This is a genomic window from Clostridium sp. AM27-31LB, from assembly GCF_003480745.1.
In the GTDB taxonomy this organism is placed as follows: Bacteria; Bacillota; Clostridia; order Lachnospirales; family Lachnospiraceae; genus Butyribacter; species Butyribacter intestini.
On the sequence record NZ_QUJS01000002.1, the window covers coordinates 153,488 to 172,182 of the forward strand.

The following is an 18,695-nucleotide window of genomic DNA, read 5'->3' on the forward strand; positions in this document are numbered from 1 at the left end:
AAATGAAAAGGAGGTATATATGAAATCATACATAGGAATTGGAAAAGGAAAGGTTGAGCTTGCGGTGGATGAAGCAGTCCGGGGAATAGGTTCGCCCGTGACGATCATATTTTTAAGCTCATATGCACAGATAAAAGATGTATCGAAAATTCTTCATGAAAAATTTCCCAAGACACAGATTATAGGTACTCTTGGAACAAAGCTTGCCAATGGAACATATGGTGATGATAATCTTGTTGTACTTGGACTTTATGAAGATGCTAAAACAGAGTGTGGTATCATAAGAGATATAAGCCTTTGCCCTGTAGCTTCAGTTGGGAAGATAAATGAAATGATAAGAAAAGTGTCGCCCGGCAGAGATAATACCGTATGTATAGAGTTTTGCACAAATGATGAAGAAAAACTTGTCACTACATTTAATTCATGTCTGGCACCAAAAGGAATAAAACTTGCAGGAGGAACAGTATTCGGGGCACCTGACGGCAAAAAGACAGTCGTATCATATAACGGAAAAATTTATGAGGATGCGTGTGTTTTTGCAATTATCAAAAATACGACCGGAAAAGCTGATGTATTTAAGGAAAACATATATGAAAAAAGGACGGACAAATATCACTTTGCAAACAGGGTTGACACAGCAAAAAAGGCAGTGATAGAGCTTGACGGAAGAGCTGCTGCCGATGTTTACAGTAATGAGGTGGGAGTGCCAAAAGACAAAATTGTTGAGAATGTATTTAATAATCCGATGGGGCGTGCTGTCGGTGATGAAGTTTATATTTCTTCGATGATGGATATGGATTCCAGAGGTGCATTATACAATTATAAGAGGATAAATAAAAACGATTGTATCTATTTCCTGTCGTTAGGTGATTATAAAAATATTGAGAAAAATCACAGAGAAGAAATCAGAAGATCATTTTCAAAGATTTCGCTTGTATTTTCTATTGACTGCATATACAGGTATCTTTTATATCAAAATGAAAAGTATTTTGGTACATATGCAAATGACATGGCATCACTTGGCGGTCATGTCGGAGTTATCGGTGGCGGAGAACAGTTTAATAACCAGCACGTAAACCAGACTATGGTATGTGCGGTTTTTGAGTAAAAATAGTGTACAGGAATGGTGATAGTATGTTTGAAAAAAAGAAAAATTATGAAAAAAATACATCAATAATGGAAAATGATGATGTTATGATAAATGACAAAAAGGCAAAAGTTAATGAATATCTTGATTCAATGGAATATATGAGCAAGGTTGTTCTTGAAAAGAAAGAAGCTCTTGCCGATGAGGAGATTAAATCCATAACGGAGATAGACAAGGTTAAGGGGGCTTATGAAGCCGTGCTTAATGATAACAGGTTGTTTAGTGAAACGATTGCAGATTTTGGAGACGAGTTCATAAATATTGAAAATATGTCCGGTGATTTTAGCAGCAAGATAAATAACATAAACAGACAGTCAGAAGATGCACTGGAGGACATGAATCTTCTGATAAGCGGCACGAAAGATGTTGAGGATGAATTTAAAAAAATCTCTGCAATATATGATGAATTCAGAATACGTTTTGATGAGATAAAAACTGCCATGTCAGGAATTGTTGCCGTGGCAAACAAGACAAATCTGCTTGCCTTAAATGCTTCTATTGAAGCGGCAAGAGCCGGGGAGCATGGAAGAGGATTTGCCGTGGTAGCCGGGCAAGTTACAGGACTTTCACAAAACATAAAAGAGCTTGTCTCTGAGGTAGATAAAAGTATTGAGGGATTGGAGAAAAGCTCAAAGCAGCTTACCGATTCGATAGACAATGCAAATGAGACATTAGCGACTACAAGAGAGCAGGCGAATACTACACAGAATGTATTTATGGAAATAGTTGAATCTGTTGCCAAGACACAGGATGACAGAAACGGTATAGCACAAGCTGTTGACAGATGCAGTGTTAAGGTTAATGACATAAAAAACAGCATTGAGTCAAATAATGAGCGATATGAGAGAGTTATGCAGCTGATAGATGGCTTTAAGAGTATGACTACGCAAAAGGGGTTTTTATATGAAGATATATCAAATATGATGGAGCAGGCAGAACCTCTTGTAAGAAAAATAAAAAAAGAAATACAGTGATGGATTTCGTATGCATCTGTTATCAGATGCAACATATGAACTGCTGGTTGATTTTGAAGTGACAAAAGCATCAAACAGTGAAGTTAAAGAAACCGAAAAGCTTTTAGATAACATAAAAGAAAAATATCCAGAGAAATATTCAGAATACCATTAAAGACAGACCCGCGTATATTTACAAAGGTGGCAAGAAATTCAAAGAAATGGAAAAGACTGTATAAAAAAAGAACAAGCATCGAAAGAGTAAACGGATGTATAGACCGTGATTTTCAATTTGAAAAGCATACGATAAGAGGATTGAAAAAAATGAAGATGTTCCTGGCTGTGACATTTATAATACAGCTTACATTAGCAAAAGCAAAAATAGAGTCAGGGATAACAAATGGACTGGCAAGATACACTGCATAAAATAAAAAAGCATATATAAACAGCAGAGACTGATATAAACTTTTCAGCGAATGGCGTTAGAGGCAGAGAGCCGTCCATGAGTCGGAAATTTTATATCAGTCTCTGCGTTAAAAAGCCACAGCGAAAATAATTCATTTTTGCTCTTTCTTGACAAAATATTAAAAACGAATATAATAATTGGTAGAACCAATTTATAATGGTTAAATATTTCTAAATTATTCAGAAAAAATAATAAACGAAAAGGAGCAATGATGAAATACTTAAAACAATTTCTTATTATTCTTGCAATCTCAATGATAGGTGAGATATTAAAATATCTTCTTCCGTTACCTGTGCCGGCGAGCATATACGGTATGCTCATATTGTTTGTCGGACTTATGACTGGAATTATCAGGCTTGAAAGCGTCAGGGAGGCGGGTAAATTTTTTATTGCCACAATGCCTGTTATGTTTATACCGGCAGGTGTGGGTCTTATGGCATCATGGGGAGTATTAAAACCTGTGCTTGTCCCGGTGAGCATAATCACGGTCGTATGCGTATTTACGGTAATGGGTGTGAGCGGTGTCGTTACACAATTTCTTATAAAGATTAAAAAGAACAGATAAAGGAGGCTCATCATGGGCAGTACATTAAATGAATTTTTTGAAATATCAGCATTTGCAGGAGTTACATTAAGTCTTTTAGCATACGCACTCGGTATGTTCCTGAAAAGAAAGACACATCTTGGGATATTTAATCCTCTGCTGGTATCTATCGCAGTCACCATAGTAGTCCTTCTAATAGCAGATGTTGATTATGACACTTACAATAAGGGGGCGTCATATCTTAGCTGGTTTCTGACACCTGCCACGGTCTGTCTTGCCATTCCTCTGTACGAGCAGATAGAGCTTCTTAAAACTCATTGGAAAGCCGTTATCGCAGGTATCCTGTCGGGAGTTCTGACAAGCCTTGTGACAGTGTTTGTTCTGTCAAAAATAATGTCATTGTCACACAAAGAGTATGTCACAATGCTTCCAAAGTCAATCACAACGGCTATAGGCATGGGAGTTTCCGAGGAGTTAGGCGGATATGTGACTATCACGGTAGCCGTTATTATAGTGACGGGAGTTTTAGGTAATATACTTGCTGATTTTATATGTAAGATATTTAGGATAACAGAGCCGATAGCAAAAGGACTTGCCATAGGTTCAGCATCCCATGCCATAGGAACGGCAAAGGCAATGGAAATGGGAGAGATAGAGGGAGCAATGAGCAGTCTTTCTATTGCTGTTGCAGGGATAATAACTGTTGTCGGGGCTTCTATTTTTGCCAATTTTATATAGTGTATTATATCTCACATTATGCACAAAAAAACGTGTGCAGAAATGAGGATTAACACTATCAAGCAGGCGGCAGACAATAAGATAACAATAACTTTGTATATTTAAAGACGGGAGGGAAAGAGATATGATAATAACTATAGGGAGAGAATGTGGATGTAAGGGTGATACTGTAGGCAGGGCACTTGCCAAAAAATTTAATATTCCATTTTATGACAAAAAGGGGATAAAGGAGTTGGCAATAAAAAGCGGTGCATATGACAGATATCCGAACTTTTTTGCTGAAAAACCTGTTAATTCACTTATATATTCGATAGCTTTAGAAGAGAGTGTGTCTACATATGATACGCCAAAGAAAGCTTTTGAAATGCTGCTTAAGGAAAATTCTTTCATTGTCATAGGCAGGGCATCAAATGAGGCATTTAAGGACAGAAAAGATGTAATAAGACTTTTTATAAGCGGTGATAAAAAAAGCAGAGTAAATTATATACAGAAAAAACATGGTATATCAGAGAGAAAAGCGGAAAATCTTGTGGATGAAACTGATGAGAGAAGGTCAAATTATCAGAGTTTTTACGCAGGGACAATCTGGGGATATTCAGGAAACTATGACCTTTGTCTTGATGTGACAAAACTTGGTGTTGACGGGGTAGTGGCTATGGTAGAACTTTATGTGGAAAGGATGGGGTATGCAGGAGACAAATAAACAGGAATATAAAAAAGTAATAGAATATATATGTGGTCTTTTGCAGGAAAATATATTAAAAGTCGGGGACAGACTCCCCGCTGAAAGAGTTATCGCACAGAAGTTATCAATAAGCAGAAATTCAATCAGAGAAGCTTTAAGTATGCTTAATGGAATGGGCATTGTTGAGAGGAGGCAGGGCTCCGGAAATTATGTTTCAAAAAATTCTGTTGGTGCGATACAGGATATGATACGCATAATGCTCACTATTGACAGCACCACAAAAGAAGAAATATGTTCGTTTAGAAGATATATGGACAAGATGGTGTGTATGGCAGTGTTTGATAAAGGTACACAGGAAAAGTGGAGGGTTACAATGCAGCTTATCCTTGAAAAAATGGAGATTGCCGGAAATGATGAGATTGCCCTGCTGGATGAAGATTTTCATAAAAATCTGATGCTTGCAACTGATAATTCATTCTGGATAACGATAATGGATGCTGTTATAGGTGTTTACAGAGAGTGGATAAATAAAGTGCTGGAAAAGTCAGATGCAGAGGATTACAAAAAATTATTGAAAAGCCATTCACTTATATTCAGCGGACTTGTAGAGAATAAAAGAGATTTATGTATGTACGCTATTGATATGCATTATGATATTATTGACAGACTACTGAAAAATGATAATCAATAAAATATTTGTTAAAAGAGAACTTGAATGTAAGAAATGCAAGGCTGAACTGTTACACTTGAATAGTAATATTAGTGTGGCTGAATGTGAAAATTAAACAGAGATATAAATGATTTGTAAATAAAACAGTTAGAATTGGAGATTCCGGTTTCATATATTTGATATATGGAGTGAATACCGAAAATTTGATTTTAACTGTTTTTTTTTAATTATATTTGATTAAAATAGTTTTTGATATTGTGAAATATGTGAAAAATATGTGAAAAAGCATAGATTTGTTTATGAAAATTTAAAATAATTGATGAAATTATAAAAAAAATATGGTAAAATATTTTATGTATTTGTGAATTAAATACTCAGATATTTGTATAAAATATACAAAATCTGATATATAATCTGATAAAAGAGAAGGAGAGAAAATATGAGCAAAGCTAAAATCAGTCTTGCGGGTGTGAGCAAGAGTTATATTTCTGAGAATGAAGTTACTCAGGCACTTCACAAGATAAATCTTGATTTTTATTTTGGCGAGTTCGTTGCGATAACGGGCGAGAGCGGTGGAGGTAAGTCCACGCTTCTTAATGTTATCGGAGGAATGACAGGTTATGATGACGGTGAGATGTATGTTGACGGTGAGCCTACATTTCAGTATGACGATGCAGACTGGGAAGAATACAGAAGAAGAAAAGTCGGCTATATTTTTCAGGATTACAGTCTTATAGGACATTATACGGTGCTTGACAATATCGTGAGCGGTCTTTTTGCGATGGGAAAGAGCAAAGAAGAAGCAGAGAGTCTGGCGATGACTTATATAGAAAAGGTTGGTCTTAAAGGATATGAAACACATCCTGCAAATGAACTTTCAAGTGGCCAGAAACAGAGATTATCCATTGCGAGAGCACTGGCAAAACAGACAGGAGTGATACTTGCCGATGAGCCGACCGGAAACCTAGACAGTGAGACAGGACTTTCGATAGTTAAACTGTTAAAAGAAATATCCAAAGAATGTCTTGTTATAATGGTAACTCACAATTATGAGCAGGTTGAGCCTTATGTGACAAGAAAGATAAGGCTTCACGAGGGAGTTATTATTTCTGATATACAGGTTCGGGAAAGCAAAGAAAACAAATCTGATGAAAAAGCAGGTACGGCTGATACAGGCGAAGTTGTAAGTAGCAGCGTCAGTACGGAAAAAAACGGAAAAAAGGAAACAGCAGAAAGTGACGAAGCAGCTAAATATACTGATACATGGTATGCAAAGTTTTTTGTAATGCTTAATTTAAAAACACAGCGTGCAAAAGCTATGCTGTTTACATTATTCCTTATTGTGGTAAGTGCCGTTTCATTTGTACTTATAGGTGAGCTTAATTTAAAGAGTGACGACATATGCACAAAAAATTATGATGGACTTGCATTTGCAAGACAGAGCGACAAGAGAATATCTGTCAAAAAGAAAAACGGTAAGAAGATAACTGCTGATGATATAAAGCAGATAAAAAAGATAAGATATGTAGAAAATGTGGATTCGTGTGATTATGCAAACGATATAAATTATTACATAATTGAGGACAGGGATTATGAAATGCAATATGGTATGCAGATAACACAGCGTGAGATCCAAGGTTCAGCTACACCTGCATTTTTGAAAGATGATAAATTTATGTTATCTACTGACTGTATCACTAAAGATGATCTCAAAAAAGGAGAGCTTCCTAAAAAAATGGATGAGGTAGTCATGTATTCTGATGACGATAAGCTTATAGGTAAAGAAATGGATTGTTATTTCTCCGCTTATAATATCTGGGATGGTGACGATTATATCAAATGTACGGTTAAGGTTACAGGTATTTTAAAGAAAAAGACAACTCAGGTATATTTTACAAAAGAACTGTGTAATATGCTTTCCATGAACCTTGATTCAAGTGATTTCAGATTACTTTATGATTATGATGTTTCAATGGGAGATTATAAGGCAAAAAGAAAATTTATACCGGTTATAAACAATGAACTTAAGGGAAATGAAGTGACTTTATCGAAAAACTTAAATGGAGATTATCCGGGAGATGGAAAGCATAAATTGAGAATTCAGAAGCTTGATGAGAACGGTAAGGCGGATGGTGATTATATTGAGGAAGAAATGGAAGTGCTTTCTAAAAAAAATGAGGACAGCAGAAATTTCATGGAAGTAAGCAGGGAGTTTTTCTATAAATATTATAGTCCTAAATATCTCCAGGCATCCGTGTATATTGCAAATTACGCAAAGACAGATTATATCTTAAAGAAACTTGAAAAAAGCGGATATTATGCAGTGAGCACTTACAGAGCAGGAGCAACATCTAAGAGTGACACGAAAGAACAGCAGCGTTTAGTTATAATAGGAATCTGCACGGCAGGTCTTGTGGTTATGTTCATAGCAGGATTTTTAATATTGCGTGCGATGATGACTCTCAATGTAAAAGAATATATCGTGTTTAGATTTATAGGCATGAAAAAAGGTGTGTTAAGGCGTATCAATTATATAGAGCTTGCGATATACTGTGTTATCGCAATGGTTGTTGCACTTGTGCTTGCTTTTATATTGAGACTGGCAGGAGTAGGTTTTATTACTGATATTACATGGTATTACAGATTTGGAACTTATATATGTTTTGTTCTATACAATATATTATTATGTGCAGTGACGGCTATGGGCTTTAATCACTATGTTAAAAGGAGGTTTCATCAATGATTCGTATAAATAATTTGAATAAATATTATAATAAAGGTAAAAAGAGCGAACAGTGTGCTTTAAATGATGTAAACCTCGAGTTTGGAAATACGGGGCTTGTGTGTATTCTTGGAGAGAGTGGCTCAGGAAAGACGACTTTATTAAATGCCATAGGTGGTCTTGATGATTTTTCCGGCGGTTCTATAGAGATAAACGGCACTAAGTTGACAGGTTATTCTCCTAAACTGACTGATGCCATAAGAAATGAACATTTCGGCTACATATTCCAGAATTATTATATCCTTAAAGATTACACGGTCGGCTATAATGTTAAACTTGCACTGAACAGATATGACCTTACTGAGGAGGAGAAAAACGAGAGGGTTGATTATATCCTTGATATGCTGGGTATTCTTAAATATAAGAAAAAAGTAGTATCAAAGCTTTCAGGAGGACAGCAGCAGCGTGTATCAATAGCGAGAGCACTTGTAAAAGCTCCGAATATAATACTTGCAGATGAGCCTACGGGAAACCTCGATGAAGAAAATACATTAAAAACGATGATGATACTTAAAAATATCTCAAAAGAGTGTCTTGTTATCGTTGTAACGCATGAAAAAAGAATTGCAAAATTCTTTGCTGACAGGATAATACAGGTATCAGACGGAAAAATAGTAAGTGATAAAGTAAATAATGCGACAGCTTATGAGAGAAGTGATGATTCAAATATTTATCTTAAGGAATATGAACAGGAAATTATTGATGATAAATATGCCGAATTTAAACTTTATCACAAAAAGGATGATATTCCTGAAAAGATCAGGCTTAATTTTGTGTTCAAAGATGGAAAGCTGTATATACAAAATCTCTCGGAAAATGACCTTGTCATTGCAAATGTCGAAAACGGTGTCCAGATACTTGACGAGGAAAGACCGTCACTTGATGCACAAGATGTTGATAATTTTGAATATAATCTTTCAAGGCTTGACGAAAAGAAAAATGCAGGACTTCCATTCAGGGAGATATGGCATATGGCGATGGCAAATATTGCGGCACTAGGAAAGAAACAGAGGTTTATGGTGATAATACTTCTTGTGTCGGCTATACTTCTTTCTATCACAACGGCAAAATATGTAAATGATAAAGTTATTGACGAGGCGGCAATAGTTACTTCTGATTCACACTGTCTTAAAGTAAATTTAGAAAACACTGATATATTTAACGAAGATGAACATATGGATATGCATGAGTTTATAAACAAATATTTAAATAATAAAAAATATGGTGATATAATATGTCAAAATACATCAGGTATGTATATTGAGGGAAGAACCTTTACACAGATTAAAAGTCAGGATATTAGTCTGTCAGATTTTTCATATATACCATATGAGCATCTTGACAAAAATAAACTGTTATATGGAAGAATGCCTGAAAAGAGAAATGAAGTAGTTCTCGATAAACAGCTTATTGATAAAGTTACAGAATACACAAGTGCAGTTTCGCTTATGTATGACGGATATGAGTCATATGTCGGTGCAAAACTCCACGGAAGTGATGCAACTGTAAAATACAAGGTTGTTGGAATAAGTGATATGGGTGAGCCGTCTGTTTACTGTAGTCCGAATGTAATACTTTCTCTTATGGAAAATACTACTCTGGTTGAAAGTGATGAAGAATTTAACAGGGAAAATGTTAAGGGATATAAAAAGGTTAAGCTTAAAGATAACGAGGTTCTTATAAGAAAGGGATTTGCGGATAGTGAAGGATATAAGATAGGAGATCAGGCGAATCTTGATGGTGATTATGTTATCAAGGGCACATTTCCGGACGGTCTTGGTGTCGATTATGTGATGTCTGATAAGGGCTGCAAAATGCTTATGTGTGAACAGATATATATGGATAACGCCTGCTATTCGTACACGGATAATATTCCTGAGACAAAGAAATATTACAAAAAAATAAGTTCAAAATATTTGGAAAAATTTGAGCCTGTAATGACCGTGCCGCATGATGACCAGATAAAGGAATATCTTGAGCAATATTCAACTGTTTCAGTATCAGGAAATGTCATCATGATTGCAGCGGCAGTTATCTCATTGATAATGATATATTTTATGATAAAATCAAATGCAATGTTGAGAAGCGAGGAGCTGACTGTTTACAGAATGTTTGGAATATCTAACAAAAGTATAATATCGGCATTTATATTGGAAATATATGCAATGGCATCAGTTACGACACTTCCGGCGGTACTTGTCACGGCAGGTATCATCAAGCTGATAAGCTTTGCACCGTCGTTAAATGTCGGTGTTATCTTCCCGTGGTGGGCAGTTGTGGGACTGCTTTTGTGCAACTATCTGGTATATGCCATTATCTGCATACTGCCGGTAAAATCAATACTTGCAAAACCACCTGCTGCACTCGACCTGAAATAATGCAGACAATTCTTGAAGAGCAAAACATTTGTTTTGCTCTTTTTTCATTGAATATGTTTTAGAAACTGTTACAAATCATCATGGTTTTGTAAAAAAAAGTGGGAATTAGTGAAGTATTTATGATATAATAAATTCGAATGTGCTCATATTTATGATACAATAATTCCAAAATCCGGATGCTTTGCATCTGTCGCATTTCGTGCTATATGATTTTGTTGTTAATAAATTCTAAATTTAGAATGTGGAGAGATGATTATATGCAGATAGATAACAGACTTATTCAAAAAGAAACAATATATTTCACTAACAACGGCTTTAAATTGTCTGATGTTAATTATGAAGCAGTAAAAGAAGCAGTGGATTCTCATAGTATGGTTGGATTTCTGACAGGATATTATGACGAAAGATTGACTATTTCAAGTGTGAGCGGTTTTTTTCTTGAAAATCTGGGCTATAAATATGAAGAGTTTATGGAGGCTTCTTCAGGTTCGCTTAAAAATATTTTTTTTGGCGAAAATCAGAGCTTTTTAGATGTCGAACGCTTTAAAAAGATTCACGGAACAGGTGAGGGAAGAATAGTCAGCAAGTCTGATGTACCGTTTTATGTGCGTATGTATAAAACTGATTCCGTAGATGAAAAAGGACAGAAGATGTGGGTGTTGTCCGTGCAGACTGACTGGACACAGCAGAACTTAAAACTTATAAACAATGTTTTAAAGTCTGGAATGTGGTACATGGAACTTAATGATAAAGATGAGATAGTCAGTGCGTTTTTTAGTCATGAATTTAGAAAAATGCTTGGCTATCATGATATTCTTGATTTTCCTAACAGATATGAAATGCTTGTTGAAACGATACATCCCGATGACAGAGATAGAGTAGTATCGCTGTTAAATAAAGTTATTAGGGATGAGAAAGAAACTTTAAAATTTAATTCGGACTGCCGTATGCGAATGTCTGATAAAACATATCAGTGGTTCAGATTTAATGCGGAGATAATAAGGAGGCGTGACGGTTCGCCTTTAAGGATGGTTGGAACATTTATAAATATTGAAGAACAACGGGCAAATGAGCTGTTCATTAAAAAGAGTGATGCATTCCATAGGGCATATACGGAGTCGAATATCTGCGAGTATTATGTAGATCTCAGGGAAAATACATTTGATTCGCTCAAAGTAGATGAGTCTATGCTTGGATTATTTGAAAAAAGTTCGACCTGGGACGAGATGATACATGAATATATAGACAAATTTGTCTGTGAGGAGGATAAATCGGCTGTTGAACTTATCTATAACAGGGCATATATGAGAGAAAAATTCAAAGAGGGAAATCACGAAATAAGCATTGAGTGCAATATTATTATTGATGGGAAAAAACGGCTTGTAAGAAATGTAGTTATACCTGGAGAAGATACTAGTTTTTCACATTATGCGATGATTTTTGTAAGAGACATAACCGAGGCAAGAAAACAGGCGGATGAAATATGTGAGATTACACGAAAGAATACTGTTATGAATCAGCTTTTAGATGGAACTATAAGACTGGTTGACTGTTTTTCAATGTGTGATATAAAAAAGAATACATATAAGGTATATGGTATGCTGCCAAGTGATTCGGAATATACACCGGTCGGGGAATACGATGAATTTATAGAAAAGATTACGGGGATATTCAAACCGATTTCAGAAGAAAAGACTTTAAAAGAAATCTTGTCCAGAGACTCTATAAGAAAAATATTTTATGGAAGTGATGATATATACAAATTTGAGTACAGCACAAATGATGAGACTGTATTTAAAAATATGGCGGTGATACCTCTTTCACATGATAAAAATGATAACATTGAGAAAGTTATGTTCATCGTGCAGGATATTACGAATGAAAAGAAGCTTGAAATAGCATCAAGAAAAGTTTTAAGGGAGACTTGTGAGGCTGCAAACAGGGCAAATAATTTAAAAACTGAATTTTTGTCAAATATGTCACATGACATCCGTACTCCTATGAATGCAATAGTCGGAATGACGGCTATTGCGGGGGCAAATATTGACAACCAGGACAGAGTACTAGATTGTCTGGGTAAGATAACTAAGTCAAGCAGACATTTGCTGGGTCTTATCAATGAGGTATTAGATATGTCACGCATAGAAAGCGGAAAAATGACATTGTCAGAGGAAGAATTTAATCTCGCTGAGATGGTTGACAATCTAATTGTCATGACAAAAAATGATATAGAAACTCATCATCATGAGTTTGAGGTGCGTATTGGCAAAATAGACCATGAAAATGTAATAGGTGACAGTATGCGTGTGCAGCAGGTTATCACAAATGTGCTCAGCAACGCGATTAAATATACTCCTGATGGAGGAAAGATTATATTTTCGATAGACGAAAAGGATGACCGCTCAAAAAATGTTGGATGCTACGAATTTACAATAGAAGATAATGGTATAGGAATGACAAAAGAGTTTCAGAAGATACTTTTTGAGCCGTTCACGAGGGCTGATGATAAAAGAACTACGAAAGTTCAGGGTACAGGACTTGGGATGACTATTGTCAGAAATACCGTAAATATGATGAATGGCAGCATAAAAGTTGATAGTGAGCCGGGTAAGGGCAGCAGATTTAAGATAACAATCTTCCTTAAACTTCAGGAGAAAGAAAATGACAGGGTCGAGGAATTGATAGACCTTCCTGTTCTTGTGGTTGATGATGACAGAATATGCGGTGAGAATGCCATTAATATTCTTAATGACATTGGCATAAACGGTAAATATGCGTCATCTGGTGATGAAGCAGTAAGGCTGACAAGGAAAAAACATGAGACAGGGGAGGATTATTTTTCTGTAATTGTTGACTGGAAAATGCCGGGAATGGACGGAATTGAGACAACGAGACAGATAAGGAAGATTGTGGGGAGAGATGTTACCATAATCGTGCTCACGGCATATGATTATTCAGAGATAGAGGAAGAAGCAAGAATGGCGGGAGTGGATGAATTTATTACAAAGCCGCTGTTCCGCTCAAGAATCCAGGATTTGTTTATAAATATTCTTGAGGGCAAGCCAAATGACTCGGCAAAGAATTATCTTTCAGATATTATGAAGCTGAATTATAAGGACAAAAAGATTCTTGTTGCAGAAGACAATGATCTGAACCGTGAGATAGCAAAAGAGATAATTGAGATGGCAGGGGTAAAAGTGGATACGGCTTGTAACGGAAAAGAAGCTGTTGAAATGCTTAAAAACTCTGATGCCGGGACATATGATATTATATTTATGGATATACAGATGCCATTGATGAATGGATATGAGGCTGCTGCCGCCATAAGAAATCTTGACGATAATGTTAAAGCAGCTACGCCTATTATAGCTATGACTGCGAATGCGTTTGCAGAGGATGTTATTCTTGCAAAAAATGCAGGAATGAATGAGCATATGGCAAAGCCAATTGATATAAACAAGCTTAATGATATTCTGAAAAAGTGGCTGTAATCTTAAAAAGATAAGAATTAAAGGAAATAAAAAAGATGTTATACATAATGAGACATGGAAAAACAGATTGGAATGAGCAGCATAAACTTCAGGGAAGGACAGACATTCCTCTTAATGATGATGGTATAAAGATGGCTGAAGCGGCGGCATTAAAATATAAGGATGTGCATTTTGATATATGTTACTGTTCACCGCTTAAGAGGGCAAAAAAGACTGCAGAGATACTGCTTGCCGGGCGTGATATACCTATAATCAGCGATGACAGGCTTGTTGAGATGAGTTTTGGAAAATATGAGGGAGTTAAAAGCAGTTTTTCAACAGATGCAAATAAATTAAAGTCATCTGACAGTCAGGTCAACATTTTGTTTGAAGCACCTGAAAAATATCAGGCACCTGATGACGGGGAGACTTTTGAGGAGTTGTTTAAGAGGACAGGCAATTTTCTTGATGAAGTAGTCAGGCAAAAGCTTGATGAGGGGAAAGATGTTCTGATAGTGGGACACGGTGCGATGAATTCAAGTATTGTATGCCGCATAAAAAATATTGGACTTGACCGGTTTTGGAGTGCCGGAATAGAAAATTGTAAACTTATGAAACTGATGTAAAGGTTATTCAACGATAAAAAAAGAATAAATAGGCTTATTACATTGATAATTATCTTTTTTGTGGCTGGGTTGTTACAAATAATTTTAAAATATTTAAAAAATGCAACAAAACAAAAAAAGTTCTGTGTATATATATGAAAAGAAATCTGGCTGTTATATATAAACTAATATTGCCGGAAAGATCAGATATAACACAGGGCTTAGTTTTTTGCTTTGCGGATAATGGGTGTATTCCATTTTAAATCTGATTATGATATGGGAAGGAAAAACGGATGAGACAGGATGATGATATACAGATAGTAAATCTTTTATTTGCAAGACAGGAATCCGGATTGAAGAAACTAGAAGAAAAATATAATAAGTATTGTCTTACAATAGCAAATAGGATTTTGTTTGATAATGAAGATTCAAAGGAGTGTGTAAATGATGCATGGCTTAAAATATGGAATTCAATTCCACCTAACAGACCTGAAAATCTGGCGGGTTATCTTGCAAAGATTGTAAGAAACCTTGCATTGAACTGTTATGAAAAGAAGCACGCTGCAAAAAGAGGAGGCGGACAGGTAGAGATGTCTTATGATGAACTTTCAGAATGTCTGGCAGGCAAGGGCAGAGTTGATGAAAATCTTGAAAAAAATGAATTGTCATGTATTATTTCAAAATTTTTGAAACAAAAAGGTGAACAAAAACGGACAATTTTTATACAGCGATATTTTTATTTTGCTGAAGTTTCGGATATAGCAGACAGGATGGGGATGAAAGAAAGCTCAGTGCGTTCAGCATTATCGAGGATGAGAAAAGAATTGAAAAACTATTTAGAACAGGAGGGCATAGCTATATGAAGCAGTTAGATGATGAAAAGAGAGAAAAATCAAAGAAGATAATTGACGCTATTGGCGGACTTCAGGATGATATGATCTCGAAAGCCAATCCTGAGAACTGGGAACAAGGTGTGTATATCGGAGAAAAGTCAGGGGAAAATAACAGCAATGATAGTTATGAGGATAAAAATAAGGTTGTTCTTTTCGGTGAATGGCTTCTAAAGAGAAGAAAAGCTGTGGCATTTGTTGCAACACTTTTTGTCTGTGTTATCGTGTCGGGAGTATGGAAGCTAAATTCTATGGATTCTAAAATAGAGGAAAAAGCAAATGATGGTGATAACTATGTGACAGAACAGACCGCTGAGCCTGAGAGCACTTATTATGTATGGGATGGAAAAAAGAAAAAACATCCAAAGAAAAAGAAAACAGGTAAACATAAAAAGACGGTTAAAAAAGGAAACCGGAAAAATATTACCACAAATAAAAAACATCCCGGAAAAAAAGATGTTGTGCCGGATCAGGATGAAGAACCTGCACCTACGATGAAAAGTTACAGTGAAGATAATGACACAGATAGAAAAAGAATGGGTGATGGTGCAGATGATAATGCCCAGTCTGACAATGAGCAAAACAGTACTGCACCGGAACAGACACAACAGCCGGACTCAAAGAGTGACAAGCCTGATAAAACAGATACAACTGAGTCTGTAATTGTATATAAAAATGACAGTGATGGAAATAGGACTGCTATTAGTATATCCGGCCCAGAATCAAAAAAAATACAAAATTTAATTGACGGAAAGAAGTTTTCTTCTGACTCAGACACAGAGGGATATGATGCCGTCATAAAATATAATGGAAATGAGTATTACTATGTTTCAAAGACAAAGATGCTCATTACATCAGGAAAAGGTGCAAAGCTGTCTGACAGTGAAAATGCAGAGGTTAAAAAAATATTAAAGATTGATTAACCTGAAAGGGATGAGGAGGCAATGACAATGGATTTGTGATTGACCGGGTTCAAAATGATGGATGCATTTTAGCTTTAAACCATGGATATGAGATATGAAAAATACTGAATAATTTGATAACCTCAGATTATTCAGTATTTTTTTCAACGGAAAAAGAAAAAAGTAATTGACCGTAGATAAATATCTTAGTAAAATATTAGGGACAATTATCAACAAAAACAGGAGGATAATATTAGCAATGAAAGAGACAAATGAAAAAAAGTCAGCCGGATATTCAAGTCCTTATGAATTTGAGGGAAGAATTCCGCTCTCACAGGCAATCCCGCTCGGACTTCAGCATGTAATGGCGATGTTTATAGGAAACCTTACACCGCTCATTATCGTTATGGGTGTCTGTGGACTTACGGCAGATGCAGGTTTTTCTGAACTTAGAACGGCACTTTTACAGAATGCCATGATAATAGCCGGAATAGTAACACTTGTGCAGATGTTTTCGATAGGACCTGTCGGAGGAAAAGTGCCTATCGTCATGGGAACATCTTCGGGATTTTTAGGTGTGTTAAATAATACCGTGACAGCTTGCGGTGGAGGTATTATTGCATATGGGGCAATTATGGGAGCCTGTCTTATAGGAGGTATTTTCGAGGGAATATTAGGAGCATTTTTAAAACCACTCAGAAAGTTCTTTCCTCCTATAGTTACCGGTTCTGTCGTAATAGCGATAGGACTTTCACTTCTTGGTGTCGGAATAAATTATTTCTGCGGAGGAAGCGGTAAGGCTGATTACGGCTCACTTCCAAATCTTTTCTTGGGATTTGTTGTTTTGATAGTTATCGTATTATTAAAACATTTTGCACCACAGAACAGTATCTTTTCTTCTTCGGCAATCCTTTTTGGAATACTTGCAGGATATATAGTTGCGGTCATAATGACATTTGTACTTCCAAATACGGGTGTTGATGCTGACGGGGCTAAATACACATATTCATGGGTAGTAAATTTTTCACAGGTAAAAGATGCAGCATGGATAGCAATTCCAAGTTTTATGGGATTTGGTGCACTTTCAGATGTTAAAATGTCATTTCAGGCAAGTGCAATCATCCCGATAGGCATCATGTTCATAGTTACTGCGATAGAGACAGTTGGAGATATATCTGCCTGTATCGAGGGAGGAATGGACAGAGAAGCAACAGATACCGAACTTTCAGGCGGTGTTATATGTGACGGTCTTGGCTCAGCGTTTGCGGCATTTTTCGGTGTACTTCCTAATACATCATTTTCACAGAATGTCGGACTTGTTTCAATGACTAAAGTCGTAAATCGTTTTGCAATATCTATGGGAGCAATATTCCTTATACTCTGCGGCTTTTGCCCTAAGATAGGAGCTATCATGTCAATAATGCCACAGTCTGTTTTAGGCGGTGCGGCAGTTATGATGTTTGCGTCAATCCTTATTTCAGGTATCCAGCTTATCACAAAAGAGCCTATAGGCAGCCGTGAGATAACAATTATCTCGGTGGCGATAGGACTTGGTTATGGTCTTGGAGCAACTACGGGTGCGACAGCACATCTTCCATATTATATACAGCTTATATTTGGTGGTTCAGGAATAGTACCATGTTCACTTGCAGCGATAATATTAAACATCTTATTGCCAAAGGAATCAAAGTCAGTGCGTAAGATGTGGGATATAGATGAGGAAGACTAAAAAATACTACTGATACATTTCATGCCACAATTTGCTTCTGAGCAAAATAAATTTTCTGAATAAAAGTAAAGAAGATGAAGTTTTAGAAGAACTGTATAATAAACAAATTGCTCAGAAAAGAGGATTAAAGTGAAAAATATAATATCAGTGATAGGAGCAGGCGGTAAGACAAGCCTGCTCCATAAAATGTCAGATTATTATCTTGGAAAAAAAGAGACAGTACTTCTGACAACTACAACGCATATGATGCTTGAAAAAGATACCGATATTTCATGTGATATTTTTAGCATCATTGAGAGATTAAAAAATGATAAATACTGCATGGCAGGAAAAATATGTGATGGCAGCAATAAAAAAATTCAGGCACTTCCGCTTGAAATACTTAAAGGGATAATGCCGTATGCAGACAATATTCTGATAGAAGCTGACGGAGCAAAGCATTATTCACTTAAATATCCGTTAGAAAGTGAACCTGTTATTTTTGAGTTTACTACGGATGTTTATCTTGTTTTAGGGTTGTGGGATATAGGAAAATATTGCAAAGATGTTATTTTCAGATTTGAGGATATGAGTTTTGAATTAGGGACAAAAGCTGATGAAAAGGTTACTTTTGAACATATAAAACAAATTCAGAAAGTATATGAAAAAAGGCTTAGAAAATTGGGATTTAAAGGAAAAATGCATTATATTTATTCAAAAAAGACAGATGATGGAATTGTATTTTTAAAGGAATAGA

16 protein-coding genes are annotated in these 18,695 nt (G+C 35.9%); all 16 read left to right on the forward strand.

Annotated elements, in window-relative coordinates; translation table 11 throughout:
- The first annotated feature begins 19 nt into the window (after positions 1-19).
- The 16 genes from DW721_RS04275 (at position 20) to yqeC (ending at position 18,694) form a co-directional block, all read left to right on the forward strand.
- Positions 20-1,108 (forward strand): FIST N-terminal domain-containing protein, encoded by a 1,089-nt coding sequence (locus tag DW721_RS04275; protein ID WP_055942092.1) that lies wholly within the window; start codon positions 20-22, stop codon positions 1,106-1,108.
- 26 nt (positions 1,109-1,134) lie between these two features.
- Entirely contained in the window at positions 1,135-2,121 is a 987-nt protein-coding gene (locus DW721_RS04280; RefSeq protein ID WP_118744936.1) for a methyl-accepting chemotaxis protein, read from the forward strand.
- Positions 2,122-2,131: 10 nt separating this feature from the next.
- On the forward strand, positions 2,132-2,275 hold the full coding sequence (locus DW721_RS15995; protein ID WP_182436204.1) for a hypothetical protein: 144 nt from the start codon (positions 2,132-2,134) through the stop codon (positions 2,273-2,275).
- Between the two features lie 26 nt (positions 2,276-2,301).
- A complete protein-coding gene (locus DW721_RS04285; RefSeq protein ID WP_182436205.1) occupies positions 2,302-2,526 on the forward strand; it encodes a transposase in 225 nt (74 codons plus the stop codon).
- A 251-nt stretch (positions 2,527-2,777) separates the two neighbouring features.
- Positions 2,778-3,131, forward strand: coding sequence for a CidA/LrgA family protein (locus tag DW721_RS04290; RefSeq protein WP_022014661.1), 354 nt, complete (start codon positions 2,778-2,780; stop codon positions 3,129-3,131).
- Positions 3,132-3,143: 12 nt separating this feature from the next.
- Positions 3,144-3,848, forward strand: coding sequence for an LrgB family protein (locus tag DW721_RS04295; protein ID WP_022014660.1), 705 nt, complete (start codon positions 3,144-3,146; stop codon positions 3,846-3,848).
- Positions 3,849-3,972: 124 nt separating this feature from the next.
- Complete coding sequence (locus tag DW721_RS04300) at positions 3,973-4,551, forward strand: cytidylate kinase-like family protein (RefSeq protein ID WP_118744938.1); 579 nt, start codon at positions 3,973-3,975, stop codon at positions 4,549-4,551.
- Entirely contained in the window at positions 4,517-5,224 is a 708-nt protein-coding gene (locus DW721_RS04305) for a GntR family transcriptional regulator (RefSeq protein ID WP_118744939.1), read from the forward strand. The genes DW721_RS04300 and DW721_RS04305 overlap by 35 nt, the downstream gene beginning before the upstream one ends.
- Positions 5,225-5,642: 418 nt before the next feature.
- Positions 5,643-7,946: an ABC transporter ATP-binding protein/permease gene (locus tag DW721_RS04310; RefSeq protein ID WP_118499007.1), complete on the forward strand. Its 2,304-nt coding sequence runs from the start codon at positions 5,643-5,645 to the stop codon at positions 7,944-7,946.
- Positions 7,943-10,363, forward strand: coding sequence for an ABC transporter ATP-binding protein (locus DW721_RS04315; protein WP_118744940.1), 2,421 nt, complete (start codon positions 7,943-7,945; stop codon positions 10,361-10,363). Before DW721_RS04310 ends, DW721_RS04315 begins: the two co-directional genes overlap by 4 nt.
- Before the next feature lie 257 nt (positions 10,364-10,620).
- Positions 10,621-13,854: a response regulator gene (locus DW721_RS04320; RefSeq protein WP_118744941.1), complete on the forward strand. Its 3,234-nt coding sequence runs from the start codon at positions 10,621-10,623 to the stop codon at positions 13,852-13,854.
- 35 nt (positions 13,855-13,889) lie between these two features.
- A complete protein-coding gene (locus DW721_RS04325; RefSeq protein WP_022014654.1) occupies positions 13,890-14,459 on the forward strand; it encodes a histidine phosphatase family protein in 570 nt (189 codons plus the stop codon).
- A 272-nt stretch (positions 14,460-14,731) separates the two neighbouring features.
- The gene (locus DW721_RS04330) at positions 14,732-15,301 is read left to right on the forward strand and encodes a sigma-70 family RNA polymerase sigma factor (RefSeq protein WP_118744942.1); all 570 of its coding nucleotides are present in this window, start codon (positions 14,732-14,734) and stop codon (positions 15,299-15,301) included.
- Complete coding sequence (locus tag DW721_RS04335) at positions 15,298-16,251, forward strand: hypothetical protein (RefSeq protein WP_118744943.1); 954 nt, start codon at positions 15,298-15,300, stop codon at positions 16,249-16,251. Before DW721_RS04330 ends, DW721_RS04335 begins: the two co-directional genes overlap by 4 nt.
- A 238-nt stretch (positions 16,252-16,489) precedes the next feature.
- The gene (locus DW721_RS04340) at positions 16,490-17,959 is read left to right on the forward strand and encodes a nucleobase:cation symporter-2 family protein (protein WP_055942065.1); all 1,470 of its coding nucleotides are present in this window, start codon (positions 16,490-16,492) and stop codon (positions 17,957-17,959) included.
- Between the two features lie 129 nt (positions 17,960-18,088).
- A complete protein-coding gene (gene yqeC, locus DW721_RS04345) occupies positions 18,089-18,694 on the forward strand; it encodes a selenium cofactor biosynthesis protein YqeC (RefSeq protein ID WP_182436206.1) in 606 nt (201 codons plus the stop codon).
- Position 18,695: the final 1 nt, after the last annotated feature.